The organism is Rhodopseudomonas sp. BR0M22 (assembly GCF_010907035.1).
Classification (GTDB): Bacteria; Pseudomonadota; Alphaproteobacteria; order Rhizobiales; family Xanthobacteraceae; genus Rhodopseudomonas.
In genome coordinates, this window is record NZ_QUMK01000012.1 from 39,152 (window position 1) to 52,490 (window position 13,339).

Sequence of the window (13,339 nt, forward strand, 5' to 3'; positions counted from 1 at the left end):
CTTGCAAGACGGCCGACGCCTTGACCGTCGGACGCCGTCTTCAACGGATCGCCGCGCCCGCGGATCGCCTTCGATCTTCGCCGGCTCGGTTGCAGCACCATCACCCACCGACAAGCCGCCTGTCGTGCGGCGATCGAACGAGGCCCGGATATGAGCAAGCTGCTGCAACTGCATGATTTCAGCGCCCTGGGAACGACGTCGTTCGAACAGATGCGTAACAGCGCGGCGCAATCGGGATGCAGCAGCAAGGGCGGCGCCGGCAAGACCGGCTGCGGCTCGGCCGCAGGCCCCAGCGATCTGCCGCCGGAAATCTGGGAGAAGGTGAAGAACCATCCCTGCTACAGCGAGCAGGCACATCATCACTTCGCCCGCATGCACGTCGCGGTCGCGCCCGCGTGCAACATCCAGTGCAATTACTGCAATCGCAAATACGATTGTGCCAACGAATCCCGTCCGGGCGTGGTCAGCGAGAAGCTGACCCCCGAGCAGGCCGCACGCAAGGTCGTCGCGGTGGCGTCGACCATCCCGCAGATGACGGTGCTCGGCATCGCCGGCCCCGGCGACGCGCTCGCCAATCCGGCCAAGACCTTCAAGACCTTCGAGCTGGTCACCGAGACCGCGCCGGACATCAAGCTGTGTCTGTCGACCAACGGCCTGATGCTGCCCGACTATGTCGAGCAGATCGCCGCCATGAAGGTCGATCACGTCACCATCACCATCAACATGGTCGATCCGGAGGTCGGCGCGAAGATCTATCCGTGGATCTTCTACAATCACCGCCGCTACACCGGTGTCGAAGCCTCGAAGATCCTCAGCGAGCGGCAGTTGCTTGGCCTGGAGATGCTGGTCGCGCGCGGCATCCTGGTGAAGGTCAACTCGGTGATGATTCCCGGGATCAACGACGAGCACCTGATCGAGGTCAATAAAGCGGTGAAGTCGCGCGGCGCCTTCCTGCACAACATCATGCCGCTGATCTCCGAGGCCGAGCACGGCACCGCGTTCGGTCTGTCGGGCCAGCGCGGCCCGACCGCGCAGGAACTGAAGGCGCTGCAGGATGCCTGCGAAGGCGAGATGAACATGATGCGGCACTGCCGGCAGTGCCGTGCTGACGCGGTCGGGCTGCTTGGCGAGGACCGCAGCGCCGAGTTCACCACCGAAAAGGTGATGGCGATGGATGTCGAGTACGACCTCGCCGCGCGGCAGGCCTACCAGGCCAAAGTCGAGGCCGAGCGCGATGCGATCGCGGTCGCCAAACAGCGCGAGCTGGACAAGCTCGAGGGCGAGACGGCGTCCATCAAGATTCAGGTCGCGATCGCCACCAAGGGCGGCGGCGTCATCAACGAGCATTTCGGCCACGCCCACGAGTTCCAGATCTACGAGGTCTCGACTGCCGGGGCCAAGTTCGTCGGCCACCGCCGCGTCGATCTGTATTGCGAAGGCGGCTACGCCAGCGAGACCGGCATCGAGCCGATCCTGAAGGCGCTGAACGACTGCACTGCGGTGCTGGTCGCCAAGATCGGGATGTGTCCGAAGGACTCGCTGGCCGGCGCCGGCATCGAAGCGGTCGAGACCTATGCGTTCGAATACATCGAGCAGTCGGTGATCGCGTACTTCAAGGAGTACCTGGAGCGCGTCGGCAAGTCGGAGATCCGTCACGTCGCCCGTGGCGATGCCACGATCCGGCAGGGTGCGTTCACCGAGGCTTAGGGTTCAGCGGAAAGACGAATCGCCATGGCCTACAAGATCGTCGCATCGCAATGCACCGGATGTTCGGCCTGCGAGCCGCAGTGTCCGAACGTCGCGATCTTCGAAAAGGCCGGCACGTTCGTAATCGACCCGTCGAAATGTTCCGAGTGCGTCGGTCATTTCGATGAACCGCAATGCGTCGCAGTGTGCCCGGTCGACGGCACCTGCGTGATCGATCCGACCGTCCCGCGCTATCAGGCAGCTTGAGGCGAATCCGATGGACATGAGCTTCACCCCTTCGGCCGAAAAATTCATCCGCCGCATGCTGCGGTTCGGAGGCAGCACCGGCGGCTTCCGTCTGGTGGTCAGCGCCGCCGGTTGCTCCGGCCTGTCGGCCCAGTTCGACATCGCCGGCGCTCCGCACACCGGCGACGCGGTGATCGATCGCGGTGACTACAAGGTTTTCCTGCCGGAGCCGAGCCTGAAGCTGCTCGAAGGCGTGGTGATCGATTTCATGGAGACACCGACCTCGAGCGGATTCCTGTTTCACGATCCGAAGGCGTCGAATTGCCAGTGCGCGAGCGACAGCGCTCCCAAGTCGGCCGGCGGTCTGCACCAATTGCGGGAGCTGTGAGCCATGCCCAAGCTGATGCACAGTGAACTGACGATGTCGGGCCCCGAACAATCGCTGCTGGCCGGAGCGCTGCTCGGTGCCGGCCTGCCGACGGAGGCGCATCGGCATCTCGAATTGGCGGGCCGCGACTATCAGAGCGAGGCGATCGCCGAACAGCATTTGCGTGAGGCTCATCTCCTGGCGCCCGACCATGCGGCTGTCCTGATCGGATTGTATCGCTTCTATTTCTACAAGGGCCGACTTGGAGAGGCGTTGGAGGTGGCGCAGGCCTGCCTGCACAAGGCCGCGCGCGACAACGGCCTCGCTTCCGACTGGCGCAAGGTGCGGCGTGGCGACGCCGAGTTTTCCAGCTATTCGGCAGTGCTGCCGCGGTTCTATCTGTTCACGCTGAAGGCCTACGCCTATTTGCGGATGCGGCTCGGCGATCTCGACGAGGGCCATGCCGCGACCCAGAAGCTGCTGCAGCTCGATCCCACCGACAAGGTTGGTGCCGCTGTGCTGCTCGATGTGTGGCGGCGGATAGGGCAGGACGATGACGACTGACATTGACGAAGCCCGCGATTGGCAGGGCAACGAGGTCGATTGCGCGTCGTGTCCGCATCACGAGCTGCTGTCTGCCGGCCTGTGCGAGTTGAAGAGGGCCTGCGTCCAGGACCGCTATGCGCGGCGGCTGGAGCGATTTTTCCAGCAGAACCGTGCACTCGCCGATTCTTATCTCGACCATCCGTATTTCGAGACACGCGCGGTGGCCGCCGGCTACGCCACGGTGTTCCTGCTGCCGAGGCTGCTGCAGGATCCCGACGAGACGGTGCGCTGGAGCGCGGCGCGGCGGCTGCCGAAGCGTTATCTGCTCGGCCTGCGCAGCGACCCGCATCGCGAGGTGCGGATCCGCGTCGCCTCGGTGCTCAGCGACGACGAGCTGCGCCCGATGGCGAGCGACGAAGACTATTACGTTCGTCAGATCGTGGCGCGGCGGGCTTCGCCTGGCCTGTTGCCGCTCTTGGTGCTCGATCCCGATCCCGGCGTGCGCCGCGAAGTGGCGCGGCGGATCGGACCCGAATGGCTCGCGCAGATCGCGATGGATAAGGACGGCGAAGTGAGGCTCGAAGCGGCCAGGCGGATGACGCCGGGCCGGCTGCTGGCGATGCTCGGCGATGCCGATTGGCGGGTTCGCTACGAAGTCGCCAGCCGGGTCGATGCTTACGAACTGGCGCCGCTGCTCGACGATCCCGATCCGCTGGTGTGCGAACTCGCGCGCAGCCGCAGCGGCTTCACCGAACCTGCCCAGCTCAAACCCGCAACGGAGCCCTCGCCATGAACATCGCGCGTGACAGCGACATCGTCGAGCTCGACGGCCCGCCGGAGTTCGAATACGGCCAGAAGGTTCGGTCGCGGCTCAACATCCGCAACGACGGCACCTTTCCCGGCAGGGAAATCGGCGAGGTATTGGTGAAGAAAGGCGACGAGGGTTACGTCGTCTCGATCGGCACCTTCCTGCAGCAATTCTACATCTACGGCGTCGACTTCGTGGCGCAGGGCCGCATCGTCGGCATGAAGCGCCGTGAGCTGGTGGCGGTCGAAGCCTTTCAGACAGAAGCGCAGGAGGCGATGTGATGACGCCGGAGCCGCGATACCAATGGGGCCAGCGCGTCCGCGCCGAAATCGACCTGTTCAACGACGGCAGCTTTCCGGATCAGCCGGAGGAGGCGCTGCTGGTGAAGAGCGGGGATGCCGGCGAGATCGTCCGCATCGGTCTGCACACGGAAACCAACCGGCCAGTCTATCTGGTCGAATTCGCCGAACACCGGGTGATCGGCTGCCTCGAAGACGAAATCTCCGCACTCTGACCCGTCGCCGCGGCGGCCAAGCAAAGGACCACCCTCGATGAAAGTGATGATCCGCAAGACCGCCGCCGGACACTCGGCCTACGTCGCCAAGAAAGATCTCGAAGAGCCGATCGTCGAGATGGAGAACCCGGCGCTGTGGGGCGGCAAAGTCACACTCGCCAATGGCTGGCAGCTCGAACTGCCGGTGATGGCTGCGGACACGCCGCTGCCGATCACTGTCGAAGCCCGTAAGCTCTGATCATGGCGCTGTCGCCCGACGATATCGCCCGGCTCGACACGCTGCTCGGAGGCGACGCGGCAGAGACCGGCGCGCTGAAGGCGGTGCGGCAGGAGCTTCCCGCTCTGTCGCTGACGCAATGTGACGCGTCCGACATCGATGCGGAGCAGCCGTTCCGCGACTATCCGCGATTCAGCGTCTATCTGGTCGACGGATCCAATCACTGCTGGACCATCACCACCGATGCGGCGTGCGCTACCGGTCTGGTGGTGGTGCATCACAAGGTTGCACGAACGTTCTGACAGGGGAACTGGATCATGCCGGCACGAGCAGTCGACGACATCGCCGCAGGCTTGATGCGCGGACGGATCATTCCCTATTTGGGCGAGGCTTCGGTCGCGCTCGGCGAAACCAGCAGCGTGCCGACCACGCCAGCCGAGTTGGTGGCGCGGTTGACCGCGAAGACCACGGTGCCGCATAAGGCCCGCAACAACCTCACCGCTGCGGCGCAGTACATCGAGAACTTCAAACACCGCAAGACGCTGACCACGATGATGGCCGAGGCGTTTCGGTCATCGCCGCAGCCGAACGAACTGCATCGGATGCTCGCAGCGTTGCCGGAGTTGCCGCTGCTGGTGCATGCCTGGTACGACGACCTGCCGCAGAAGGCGTTCGCCGGCCGTCAGAACTGGGGAATGGCGCAGGGCGTCAGCCAGAGCGAGCATCACGGCCATTGGGTGAATTACTACCGCCCCGACGGCAGCGAAATCGCCGAGCCGGCGCCCGGCATCGTTGCCGAGGGCGAGATGCCCCTGTATGCACCGGTGCCCGATGAAGCGCGGGATTGGGCGACCTTGCTGTATCAGCCGATCGGCTCGGTCTCGCCCGCCGCCAACTTCCTGGTGTCGGACAGTGACTTTGTCGAAGTCTTCACCGAGATCGACATCCAGACGCCGATCCCGCTCACGGTTCAAGAGCTGCGCAAGGATCGCAACTTCCTGTTCCTCGGCTGCCGGTTCGACACTCAGCTCGACCGCGTGTTCGCCCGTCAGATCATGAAGCGCTCGTCGGCCCAGCATTGGGCCGTGTTGCCCGATACGCCCACCCGCAACGAGCAGCGTTTCCTCGACGAACAGGCCATCACCCGGATCGATTGGCCGCTGGACAAGTTCGTCGCCGAACTGGCCGATGCGCTACAAGGCCAGGCGCTGACGGCGTAGGTGCTTCTTCGTCGGTTGATGGAAGCGGATTTGGGCCTTGCCAAGGGGTCTAAAGTCCTCGTCCAGCGAAGCCGGGCGGTTCGAAGGATGAGGAGCCGCATCGGCTGCGGCGCATGGTTCGAGACGGCGCTTCGCGCTTCCTCAGCATGAGGTTCTGCCTGTGGTGAGCACCCCGAAGGGCGGTCGCGATTCTGCCAGAACAGAACTGATTTAGGCACTCCGTTCTCAATCACCAGCGATCTCGCTGCCCGTTATGACGGGCAGCATCCGGTTCGGTGCTTCGCGCCGTCTGAGCATGGGCTCCGCGACCAAGCAACCCAGCGGCCCCATGCACCCGCGCTGGATTGCTTCGCTTCATTCGCAATAACGCAGTCGAGGTGGTCGCGAGTTGCGACAGAGTCTCGCGTAGCTCCTTGGGCCGGTATCAGTTTGTTTTGTTTCTAACAGCGGTCTCGCTCGATGTCGTCCGCTGACCGGCGATGTCGGATTCTAAACATCTACGTACATTCTCCCCGGACATTCTACATCTCCGCGAAATCACACAACTTTTCGTCTCCGCCGAGTCTTGGCACGGTCGTTGCAAAACAGGGATCAGCAAGGCGAGGGATGGTTGGCCGAGCAGTTATTGCGAAGGGCAACGTCCGCATCTGAGCCGTGCGACGGTTCTGAACGAAATGAGGCTGCGCTTCGGCGCAAATCGATCAAACGGCATTAGGTCAACGGAGAGAAAACATGGCACTTCGGCAAATCGCATTCTACGGCAAGGGCGGCATCGGCAAGTCCACCACCTCGCAGAACACCCTCGCGGCGCTGGTCGAGATGGGTCAGAAGATCCTGATCGTCGGCTGCGACCCCAAGGCGGACTCCACCCGTCTGATCCTCAACACCAAGATGCAGGATACCGTGCTCAGCCTCGCCGCTGAAGCCGGCTCGGTGGAAGACCTCGAACTCGAAGACGTGATGAAGATCGGCTACAAGGGCATCAAGTGCACCGAAGCCGGTGGCCCGGAGCCGGGCGTCGGCTGCGCCGGCCGCGGCGTCATCACCGCGATCAACTTCCTCGAAGAGAACGGCGCCTATGAGGACGTCGACTACGTCTCCTACGACGTGCTCGGCGACGTCGTGTGCGGCGGCTTCGCGATGCCGATCCGCGAAAACAAGGCGCAGGAAATCTACATCGTCATGTCGGGCGAGATGATGGCGCTGTATGCCGCCAACAACATCTCCAAGGGCATTCTGAAGTACGCCTCGTCGGGCGGCGTCCGCCTCGGCGGCCTGATCTGCAACGAGCGCCAGACCGACCGCGAACTCGACCTCGCCGAAGCGCTGGCCAAGAAGCTCAACTCGAAGCTGATCCACTTCGTGCCGCGCGACAACATCGTGCAGCACGCCGAGCTGCGCCGCCAGACCGTGATCCAGTACGCGCCCGACAGCCAGCAGGCCAAGGAATATCGCGCCCTGGCCAACAAGGTTCACGCCAACTGCGGCAACGGCACCATCCCGACCCCGATCACCATGGAAGAGCTGGAAGAGATGCTGCTCGACTTCGGCATCATGAAGACCGAGGAGCAGCAGCTCGCCGAGCTCGCCGCCAAGGAAGCCGCCAAGGCGGCTGCCGCGTCCGCCTGATCCATCGCCAGGCCGGTCGCCCAGCGCGACCGGCCGCCATCCCGGCGGCCCCAGACACGAGGAACATTCGATGAGCACCGCAGTCGCAGAATCCCCCGCGGACATCAAGGAACGTAACAAGAAGCTGATCGGCGAAGTCCTGGAGGCCTATCCGGACAAGTCGGCCAAGCGCCGCGCCAAGCATCTCAACACCTACGACGCCGAGAAGGCGGAGTGTTCGGTCAAGTCCAACATCAAGTCGATCCCGGGCGTGATGACGATCCGCGGTTGCGCCTACGCCGGCTCGAAGGGCGTGGTGTGGGGCCCGATCAAGGACATGGTCCACATCAGCCACGGCCCGGTCGGCTGCGGCCAGTATTCGTGGGGCTCGCGCCGCAACTATTACAAAGGCACCACCGGCGTCGACACCTTCGGCACGATGCAGTTCACCTCCGACTTCCAGGAGAAGGACATCGTTTTCGGCGGCGACAAGAAGCTCGGTAAAATCATCGACGAGATTCAGGAGCTGTTCCCGCTCTCCAAGGGCATCTCGGTTCAGTCGGAATGCCCGATCGGTCTGATCGGCGACGACATCGAGGCGGTTTCCAAGGCCAAGTCGAAGCAGTATGACGGCAAGCCGATCATCCCAGTCCGCTGCGAAGGCTTCCGCGGCGTGTCGCAGTCGCTCGGTCACCACATCGCCAACGACGTGATCCGTGACTGGGTGTTCGACAAGGCTGGCGAAAAGAACGCCGGCTTCGAGTCGACCCCCTACGACGTCGCGATCATCGGCGACTACAACATCGGCGGCGACGCCTGGGCCTCGCGCATCCTGCTCGAGGAGATGGGCCTCCGTGTGATCGCGCAGTGGTCCGGCGACGGCACCATCGCCGAGCTGGAGAACACCCCGAAGGCGAAGCTGAACATCCTGCACTGCTACCGCTCGATGAACTACATCACGCGGCACATGGAAGAGAAGTTCGGGATTCCGTGGGTGGAGTACAACTTCTTCGGTCCGACCAAGATCGAGGCGAGCTTGCGTGAGATTGCGTCGAAGTTCGACGACAAGATCAAGGAAGGCGCCGAGCGCGTCATCGCCAAGTACAAGCCGCAGATGGAAGCGGTGATTGCCAAGTATCGTCCGCGCCTCGAAGGCAAGAAGGTGATGCTGTATGTCGGCGGTCTGCGTCCGCGTCACGTTATCGGCGCTTACGAAGATCTCGGCATGGAAGTGGTCGGGACCGGTTACGAATTCGCCCACAACGACGACTATCAGCGCACCACCCATTACGTGAAGGACGGCACGCTGATCTATGACGACGTCACCGGCTACGAATTCGAGAAGTTCGTCGAGAAGGTGCGGCCCGACCTGGTCGGCTCCGGCGTCAAGGAAAAGTACATCTTCCAGAAGATGGGCGTTCCGTTCCGCCAGATGCACTCGTGGGACTATTCCGGCCCGTATCACGGCTACGACGGGTTCGGCATCTTCGCCCGCGACATGGACATCGCGATCAATGCCCCGGTCTGGAAGCTGACCAAGGCACCCTGGAGCTGAAACCTCACATCCGGGCTTCCGGCGCATGCCGCCGGAAGCGCCGCGTCAACAAATTCTTGGGAAAGACACCATCATGACCGAGACCGCAGAGAAGATCCGCGATCACTTCGAACTCTTCCGTGAGCCGCAATACGAAGAGTTGATGGAGAACAAGCGGAAGAATTTCGAGAACTACGTTGGCGATGCCGAGGTCGCGCGTGTCTCGGACTGGACCAAGACCAAGGAATATCAGGACAAGAACTTCGCCCGCGAAGCGCTCGTCATCAACCCGGCCAAGGCGTGCCAGCCGCTCGGCGCGGTGTTCGCCGCGGTCGGGTTCGAGAAGACGCTGCCGTTCGTTCACGGTTCGCAGGGCTGCGTCGCCTACTATCGCAGCCACTTCACGCGCCACTTCAAGGAGCCGACTTCGTGCGTCTCCTCGTCGATGACCGAAGACGCCGCGGTGTTCGGCGGCCTCAACAACATGATCGACGGCCTGGCCAACGCCTATGCGCTGTACAAGCCGAAGATGATCGCGGTCTCTACCACCTGCATGGCCGAGGTGATCGGTGACGACCTCAACGCGTTCATCAAGAACGCCAAGGAGAAGGGCTCGGTCCCGCAGGATTTCGACGTGACCTACGCCCACACACCGGCGTTCGTCGGCAGCCACATCACCGGCTACGACAACACCATGAAGGGCATCGTCGAGCACTTCTGGGACGGCAAGTCCGGCACCGTGGAAAAGCTCCAGCGCAAGCCGAACGAATCGATCAACTTCCTCGGCGGCTTCGACGGTTACACCGTCGGTAACCTGCGCGAGATCAAGCGGATCTTCGAGCTGATGGGCGTTGATTACACCATCTTCGGCGACAACAGCGACGTCTGGGACACCCCGGCCGACGGCGAATTCCGGATGTACGACGGCGGCACCACGCTGGAGCAGGCCGCCAACGCCATCCACGCCAAGGCGACGATTTCGATGCAGGAATTCTGCACCGAAAAGACGCTGGCGACGATCGCCGATCATGGCCAGGAAGTCGTTGCGCTCAATCACCCGGTCGGCATCGCCGGCACCGACCGCTTCCTGCAGGCTGTGTCGCGGATCACCGGCAAGGCGATCCCGGAAGCGCTGACCAAGGAGCGCGGCCGTCTGGTCGACGCCATCGGCGACTCCTCGGCCCACATCCACGGCAAGAAGTTCGCGATCTACGGCGATCCGGACCTGTGCTACGGCCTCGCCGAATTCATCCTCGAACTCGGCGGCGAGCCGGTCCACATCCTGGCGACCAACGGCAACAAGACGTGGGAAGCCAAGGTGCAGGCGCTGCTCGACAGCTCGCCGTTCGGCAAGGGCTGCAAGGTCTACGCCGGCAAGGATTTGTGGCACCTGCGGTCGCTGCTGTTCACCGAACCGGTCGATTTCATGATCGGCAACACCTACGGCAAGTATCTCGAGCGCGACACCGGCACGCCGCTGATCCGCCTCGGCTTCCCGGTGTTCGATCGCCACCACCATCATCGTTCGCCGGTGTGGGGCTATCAGGGTTCGATGAACGTCCTGGTCAAGATCCTCGACAAGATCTTCGACGAGATGGACAAGTCGACCAACGTCTCCGGCAAGACCGACATCAGTTTCGACATCATCCGCTGATGCCGAGACTTCGGACCACCTGACTGTCAGGAGCGTCGCATGACCAGACTCGCAGACAAGATCCAAGACGTCTTCAACGAGCCCGGTTGTGCGGCCAATCAGGCCAAGTCCGACAAACAACGCAAGAAGGGCTGCAGCAAGCCGCTGCAGCCGGGGGGCGCAGCCGGTGGCTGCGCCTTCGACGGCGCCAAGATCGCGCTGCAGCCGATCGTCGACGTCGCCCACCTGGTGCACGGGCCGATCGCCTGCGAAGGCTCGTCCTGGGACAACCGCGGCACCAAGTCGTCGGGCTCGAAGCTGTATCGCACCGGCTTCACCACCGACATGGGCGAGAACGACGTCATTTTCGGCGGCGAGAAGCGGCTGTTCCGGTCGATCAAGGAAATCATCGAGAAGTACGATCCGCCCGCTGTGTTCGTGTATCAGACCTGCGTGCCGGCGATGATGGGCGACGACATTGTCGCCGTCTGCAAGGTGGCGGCCGAGAAGTTCGGCAAGCCCTGCATTCCGATCATATCGCCCGGCTTCGTCGGTCCGAAGAATCTCGGCAACAAGCTCGCCGGCGAGGCGATGCTGGATTACGTGATCGGCACCCAGGAGCCGGAATTCACGACCGCCTACGACATCAACATCATCGGCGAATACAACGTCGCGGGCGAGCTGTGGCAGGTCAAGCCGCTGCTCGACGAGCTCGGCATCCGCATCCTGTCGTGCCTGTCGGGAGATGCGCGCTATCACGAAGTCGCGCAATCGCACCGTGCCCGCGCCGCCATGATGGTGTGCTCGACCGCGATGATAAACGTCGCGCGCAAGATGGAAGAGCGCTACGGCATCCCGTATTTCGAAGGCTCGTTCTACGGCATCAGCGACACCTCCGAGTCGCTGCGCCAGATCGCGCGGCTGCTGATTGCCCGCGGTGCCGATGCCGAACTGATGGACCGCGTCGAAGCCGTGATCGCCCGTGAAGAGGCTAAAGCCTGGGCGGCGATCAAGGCCTACACCCCGCGGCTCGAAGGCAAGAAGGTGCTTTTGATCACCGGCGGCGTGAAGTCGTGGTCGGTGGTGGCGGCGCTGCAGGAGGCCGGGCTGACCATTGTCGGCACCAGCGTCAAGAAGTCGACCAAGGAAGACAAGGCGCGGCTCAAGGAGATGAGCCCCGACGTCCACCAGATCGACGATCTGCGCCCACGCGAAATGTACAAGATGCTCAAGGACGCGCAGGCCGACATCATGCTGTCGGGCGGCCGCTCGCAGTTCGTCGCCTTGAAGGCGCGAATGCCCTGGATGGATATCAACCAGGAGCGCACCTACGCGTATTGCGGCTATGTCGGCATCGTCGAGATGGTCCGGCAGATCGACAAGTCGCTGTCCAATCCGATCTGGGCTCAGGTGCGCAGCGCCCCGCCGTGGGACGAAGTGACCTGGGAACAGCGCGCCGATGCCGCGAATGCCGCCGACGATCGCCAGCGCGCGATCTTCGGGCGCTCAGCCCGAGTGGCGTAGGGAGGCTGCGATGGCACAGATCGTCACTTCGACCAAATCCTGCACCGTCAATCCGCTGCGGATGAGTCAGCCGCTCGGCGCCGCGCTGGCCTTCATGGGCCTGCGCAACTGCATGCCGCTGCTGCACGGCTCGCAAGGGTGCACCTCGTTCGGCCTGGTGCTGTTCGTGCGGCACTTCCGCGAACAGATCCCGCTGCAGACCACGGCGATGAGCGAAGTCGCCACCGTGCTCGGCGGGTTTGAAAATGTCGAGCAGGCGATCGTCAACATTGTCGGTCGCACCAAGCCCGACGTGATCGGGATCTGCACCACCGGCGTCACCGAGATCAAAGGCGACGATCTCGACGGCTACATCAAGGATGTGCGCAAGAAGCATCCCGAGCTCGCGCACGTGGCGCTGGTGCCGGTCTCCGCGCCAGATTTCAAGGGAGCGTTCGAAGACGGCTTTGCCGCGACGGTGACGCGGATCGTCGAGACGCTGGTGGAGGCGCCGGCCGAAGGCGCCGCGCCGGATGCCGACAAGATCAATGTCTTGGCCGGCAGTCATCTGACGCCGGGCGACATCGATGAGCTGCGCGACATCATCGAAGCCTTTGGCCTGGTGCCGACCTTCCTGCCAGATATCTCCGGCTCGCTCGACGGCCATATGCCGGACGACTTCACCCCGACGACCCACGGTGGAGTCTCTGTGGCGGAAGTCGCGGCAATGGGCGGCGCTGTGCATACCCTCGCAATCGGCGCTCAGATGCGCAAAGCCGCGCTGGCACTCGAAGCCAAGGCCGGGGTGCCGTTCACGCTGCTGGCGCGGGTCACCGGGCTCGCAGCCGCCGATGAGCTGATGGCGACGCTTGCCAGGATCAGCGGTCGTCCGGTGCCGCCGAAGTATCGCCGGCAGCGCAGCCAGCTCGTCGACGCCATGCTCGACGGCCACTTCTATTTCGGCGGAAAGAGCGTCGCGATCGGCGCCGAGCCGGACATGCTGCTGAATATCGGCGGTTGGCTCGCCGACATGGGCTGTACCGTCAGCGCCGCCGTCACCACCACCACCTCGCCGATCCTGCCACAGGTGCCGAGCGACGAGGTGCTGATCGGCGACCTCGAAGATCTCGAACGCCGCGCCGAAGATTGCGATCTCTTGGTGACGCATTCGCACGGCCGCCAAGCCGCGGAGCGCTTGGGCGTACCGCTGTTCCGGATGGGCCTGCCGATGTTCGACCGGCTCGGCGCCGCGCATCAGGTCGCGGTCGGCTATCGCGGCACCCGCGATCTGATCTTCGCAATCGGCAATGTGTTCATCGCCAACATCAAGGAGCCGGATGTGAACAGTTGGCGCTCCGCCGCCGCTCACCCGGACGAGACCCATGCGCCGGCTACGGCTCATTAGCAACGACGGCAGTCGAGCGGAGCACAGCGCCGATGCACAACTCAGGAGAACC

The 13,339-nt window shown here is 63.4% G+C and carries 15 protein-coding genes; all 15 read left to right on the forward strand.

Annotated features, from left to right (window positions below; translation table 11 throughout):
- Nucleotides 1-150 precede the first annotated feature (150 nt).
- Nucleotides 151-1,707 carry a nitrogenase cofactor biosynthesis protein NifB gene (gene nifB / locus DY468_RS05695; protein ID WP_164603222.1) on the forward strand — a complete coding sequence of 519 codons (1,557 nt, stop codon included), beginning with the start codon at nt 151-153 and terminating at the stop codon, nt 1,705-1,707.
- Nucleotides 1,708-1,731: 24 nt separating this feature from the next.
- The gene (locus DY468_RS05700; RefSeq protein WP_164603224.1) at nt 1,732-1,953 is read left to right on the forward strand and encodes a 4Fe-4S binding protein; all 222 of its coding nucleotides are present in this window, start codon (nt 1,732-1,734) and stop codon (nt 1,951-1,953) included.
- A gap of 10 nt (nt 1,954-1,963) precedes the next feature.
- On the forward strand, nt 1,964-2,320 hold the full coding sequence (locus DY468_RS05705; RefSeq protein ID WP_164603226.1) for a HesB/IscA family protein: 357 nt from the start codon (nt 1,964-1,966) through the stop codon (nt 2,318-2,320).
- 3 nt (nt 2,321-2,323) lie between these two features.
- The gene (locus tag DY468_RS05710; RefSeq protein WP_164603228.1) at nt 2,324-2,863 is read left to right on the forward strand and encodes a tetratricopeptide repeat protein; all 540 of its coding nucleotides are present in this window, start codon (nt 2,324-2,326) and stop codon (nt 2,861-2,863) included.
- Complete coding sequence (locus tag DY468_RS05715) at nt 2,853-3,638, forward strand: 4Fe4S-binding leucine-rich repeat protein (protein WP_164603230.1); 786 nt, start codon at nt 2,853-2,855, stop codon at nt 3,636-3,638. The genes DY468_RS05710 and DY468_RS05715 overlap by 11 nt, the downstream gene beginning before the upstream one ends.
- Entirely contained in the window at nt 3,635-3,934 is a 300-nt protein-coding gene (locus DY468_RS05720) for a nitrogen fixation protein NifZ (protein ID WP_164603232.1), read from the forward strand. Before DY468_RS05715 ends, DY468_RS05720 begins: the two co-directional genes overlap by 4 nt.
- Nucleotides 3,934-4,167 carry a nitrogen fixation protein NifZ gene (locus DY468_RS05725; protein WP_164603234.1) on the forward strand — a complete coding sequence of 78 codons (234 nt, stop codon included), beginning with the start codon at nt 3,934-3,936 and terminating at the stop codon, nt 4,165-4,167. The genes DY468_RS05720 and DY468_RS05725 overlap by 1 nt, the downstream gene beginning before the upstream one ends.
- A gap of 37 nt (nt 4,168-4,204) precedes the next feature.
- Entirely contained in the window at nt 4,205-4,405 is a 201-nt protein-coding gene (nifT, locus tag DY468_RS05730; protein ID WP_164603236.1) for a putative nitrogen fixation protein NifT, read from the forward strand.
- A 2-nt stretch (nt 4,406-4,407) separates the two neighbouring features.
- Nucleotides 4,408-4,686 carry a DUF6129 family protein gene (locus DY468_RS05735; protein ID WP_164603238.1) on the forward strand — a complete coding sequence of 93 codons (279 nt, stop codon included), beginning with the start codon at nt 4,408-4,410 and terminating at the stop codon, nt 4,684-4,686.
- A gap of 15 nt (nt 4,687-4,701) precedes the next feature.
- Nucleotides 4,702-5,604: an SIR2 family protein gene (locus DY468_RS05740; RefSeq protein ID WP_164603240.1), complete on the forward strand. Its 903-nt coding sequence runs from the start codon at nt 4,702-4,704 to the stop codon at nt 5,602-5,604.
- 732 nt (nt 5,605-6,336) lie between these two features.
- On the forward strand, nt 6,337-7,233 hold the full coding sequence (gene nifH, locus DY468_RS05745) for a nitrogenase iron protein (protein ID WP_164603241.1): 897 nt from the start codon (nt 6,337-6,339) through the stop codon (nt 7,231-7,233).
- Nucleotides 7,234-7,303: 70 nt separating this feature from the next.
- The gene (gene nifD / locus DY468_RS05750) at nt 7,304-8,767 is read left to right on the forward strand and encodes a nitrogenase molybdenum-iron protein alpha chain (RefSeq protein ID WP_164603243.1); all 1,464 of its coding nucleotides are present in this window, start codon (nt 7,304-7,306) and stop codon (nt 8,765-8,767) included.
- A gap of 73 nt (nt 8,768-8,840) precedes the next feature.
- On the forward strand, nt 8,841-10,400 hold the full coding sequence (gene nifK, locus DY468_RS05755; protein WP_164603245.1) for a nitrogenase molybdenum-iron protein subunit beta: 1,560 nt from the start codon (nt 8,841-8,843) through the stop codon (nt 10,398-10,400).
- A gap of 39 nt (nt 10,401-10,439) precedes the next feature.
- Nucleotides 10,440-11,903 (forward strand): nitrogenase iron-molybdenum cofactor biosynthesis protein NifE, encoded by a 1,464-nt coding sequence (gene nifE / locus DY468_RS05760; RefSeq protein WP_164603247.1) that lies wholly within the window; start codon nt 10,440-10,442, stop codon nt 11,901-11,903.
- Nucleotides 11,904-11,913: 10 nt separating this feature from the next.
- On the forward strand, nt 11,914-13,287 hold the full coding sequence (gene nifN, locus DY468_RS05765; RefSeq protein WP_164603249.1) for a nitrogenase iron-molybdenum cofactor biosynthesis protein NifN: 1,374 nt from the start codon (nt 11,914-11,916) through the stop codon (nt 13,285-13,287).
- The last annotated feature ends 52 nt before the right edge of the window (nt 13,288-13,339 follow it).

Excerpts from the sequence above, each read along its gene's own strand:
- nifB (WP_164603222.1), top strand. The coding sequence starts at position 151 with ATGAGCAAGCTGCTGCAACTGCATGATTTCAGCGCCCTGGGAACGACG.
- DY468_RS05700 (WP_164603224.1), top strand. The coding sequence starts at position 1,732 with ATGGCCTACAAGATCGTCGCATCGCAATGCACCGGATGTTCGGCCTGC.
- DY468_RS05705 (WP_164603226.1), top strand. The coding sequence starts at position 1,964 with ATGGACATGAGCTTCACCCCTTCGGCCGAAAAATTCATCCGCCGCATG.
- DY468_RS05710 (WP_164603228.1), top strand. The coding sequence starts at position 2,324 with ATGCCCAAGCTGATGCACAGTGAACTGACGATGTCGGGCCCCGAACAA.
- DY468_RS05715 (WP_164603230.1), top strand. The coding sequence starts at position 2,853 with ATGACGACTGACATTGACGAAGCCCGCGATTGGCAGGGCAACGAGGTC.
- DY468_RS05720 (WP_164603232.1), top strand. The coding sequence starts at position 3,635 with ATGAACATCGCGCGTGACAGCGACATCGTCGAGCTCGACGGCCCGCCG.
- DY468_RS05725 (WP_164603234.1), top strand. The coding sequence starts at position 3,934 with ATGACGCCGGAGCCGCGATACCAATGGGGCCAGCGCGTCCGCGCCGAA.
- nifT (WP_164603236.1), top strand. The coding sequence starts at position 4,205 with ATGAAAGTGATGATCCGCAAGACCGCCGCCGGACACTCGGCCTACGTC.
- DY468_RS05735 (WP_164603238.1), top strand. The coding sequence starts at position 4,408 with ATGGCGCTGTCGCCCGACGATATCGCCCGGCTCGACACGCTGCTCGGA.
- DY468_RS05740 (WP_164603240.1), top strand. The coding sequence starts at position 4,702 with ATGCCGGCACGAGCAGTCGACGACATCGCCGCAGGCTTGATGCGCGGA.
- nifH (WP_164603241.1), top strand. The coding sequence starts at position 6,337 with ATGGCACTTCGGCAAATCGCATTCTACGGCAAGGGCGGCATCGGCAAG.
- nifD (WP_164603243.1), top strand. The coding sequence starts at position 7,304 with ATGAGCACCGCAGTCGCAGAATCCCCCGCGGACATCAAGGAACGTAAC.
- nifK (WP_164603245.1), top strand. The coding sequence starts at position 8,841 with ATGACCGAGACCGCAGAGAAGATCCGCGATCACTTCGAACTCTTCCGT.
- nifE (WP_164603247.1), top strand. The coding sequence starts at position 10,440 with ATGACCAGACTCGCAGACAAGATCCAAGACGTCTTCAACGAGCCCGGT.
- nifN (WP_164603249.1), top strand. The coding sequence starts at position 11,914 with ATGGCACAGATCGTCACTTCGACCAAATCCTGCACCGTCAATCCGCTG.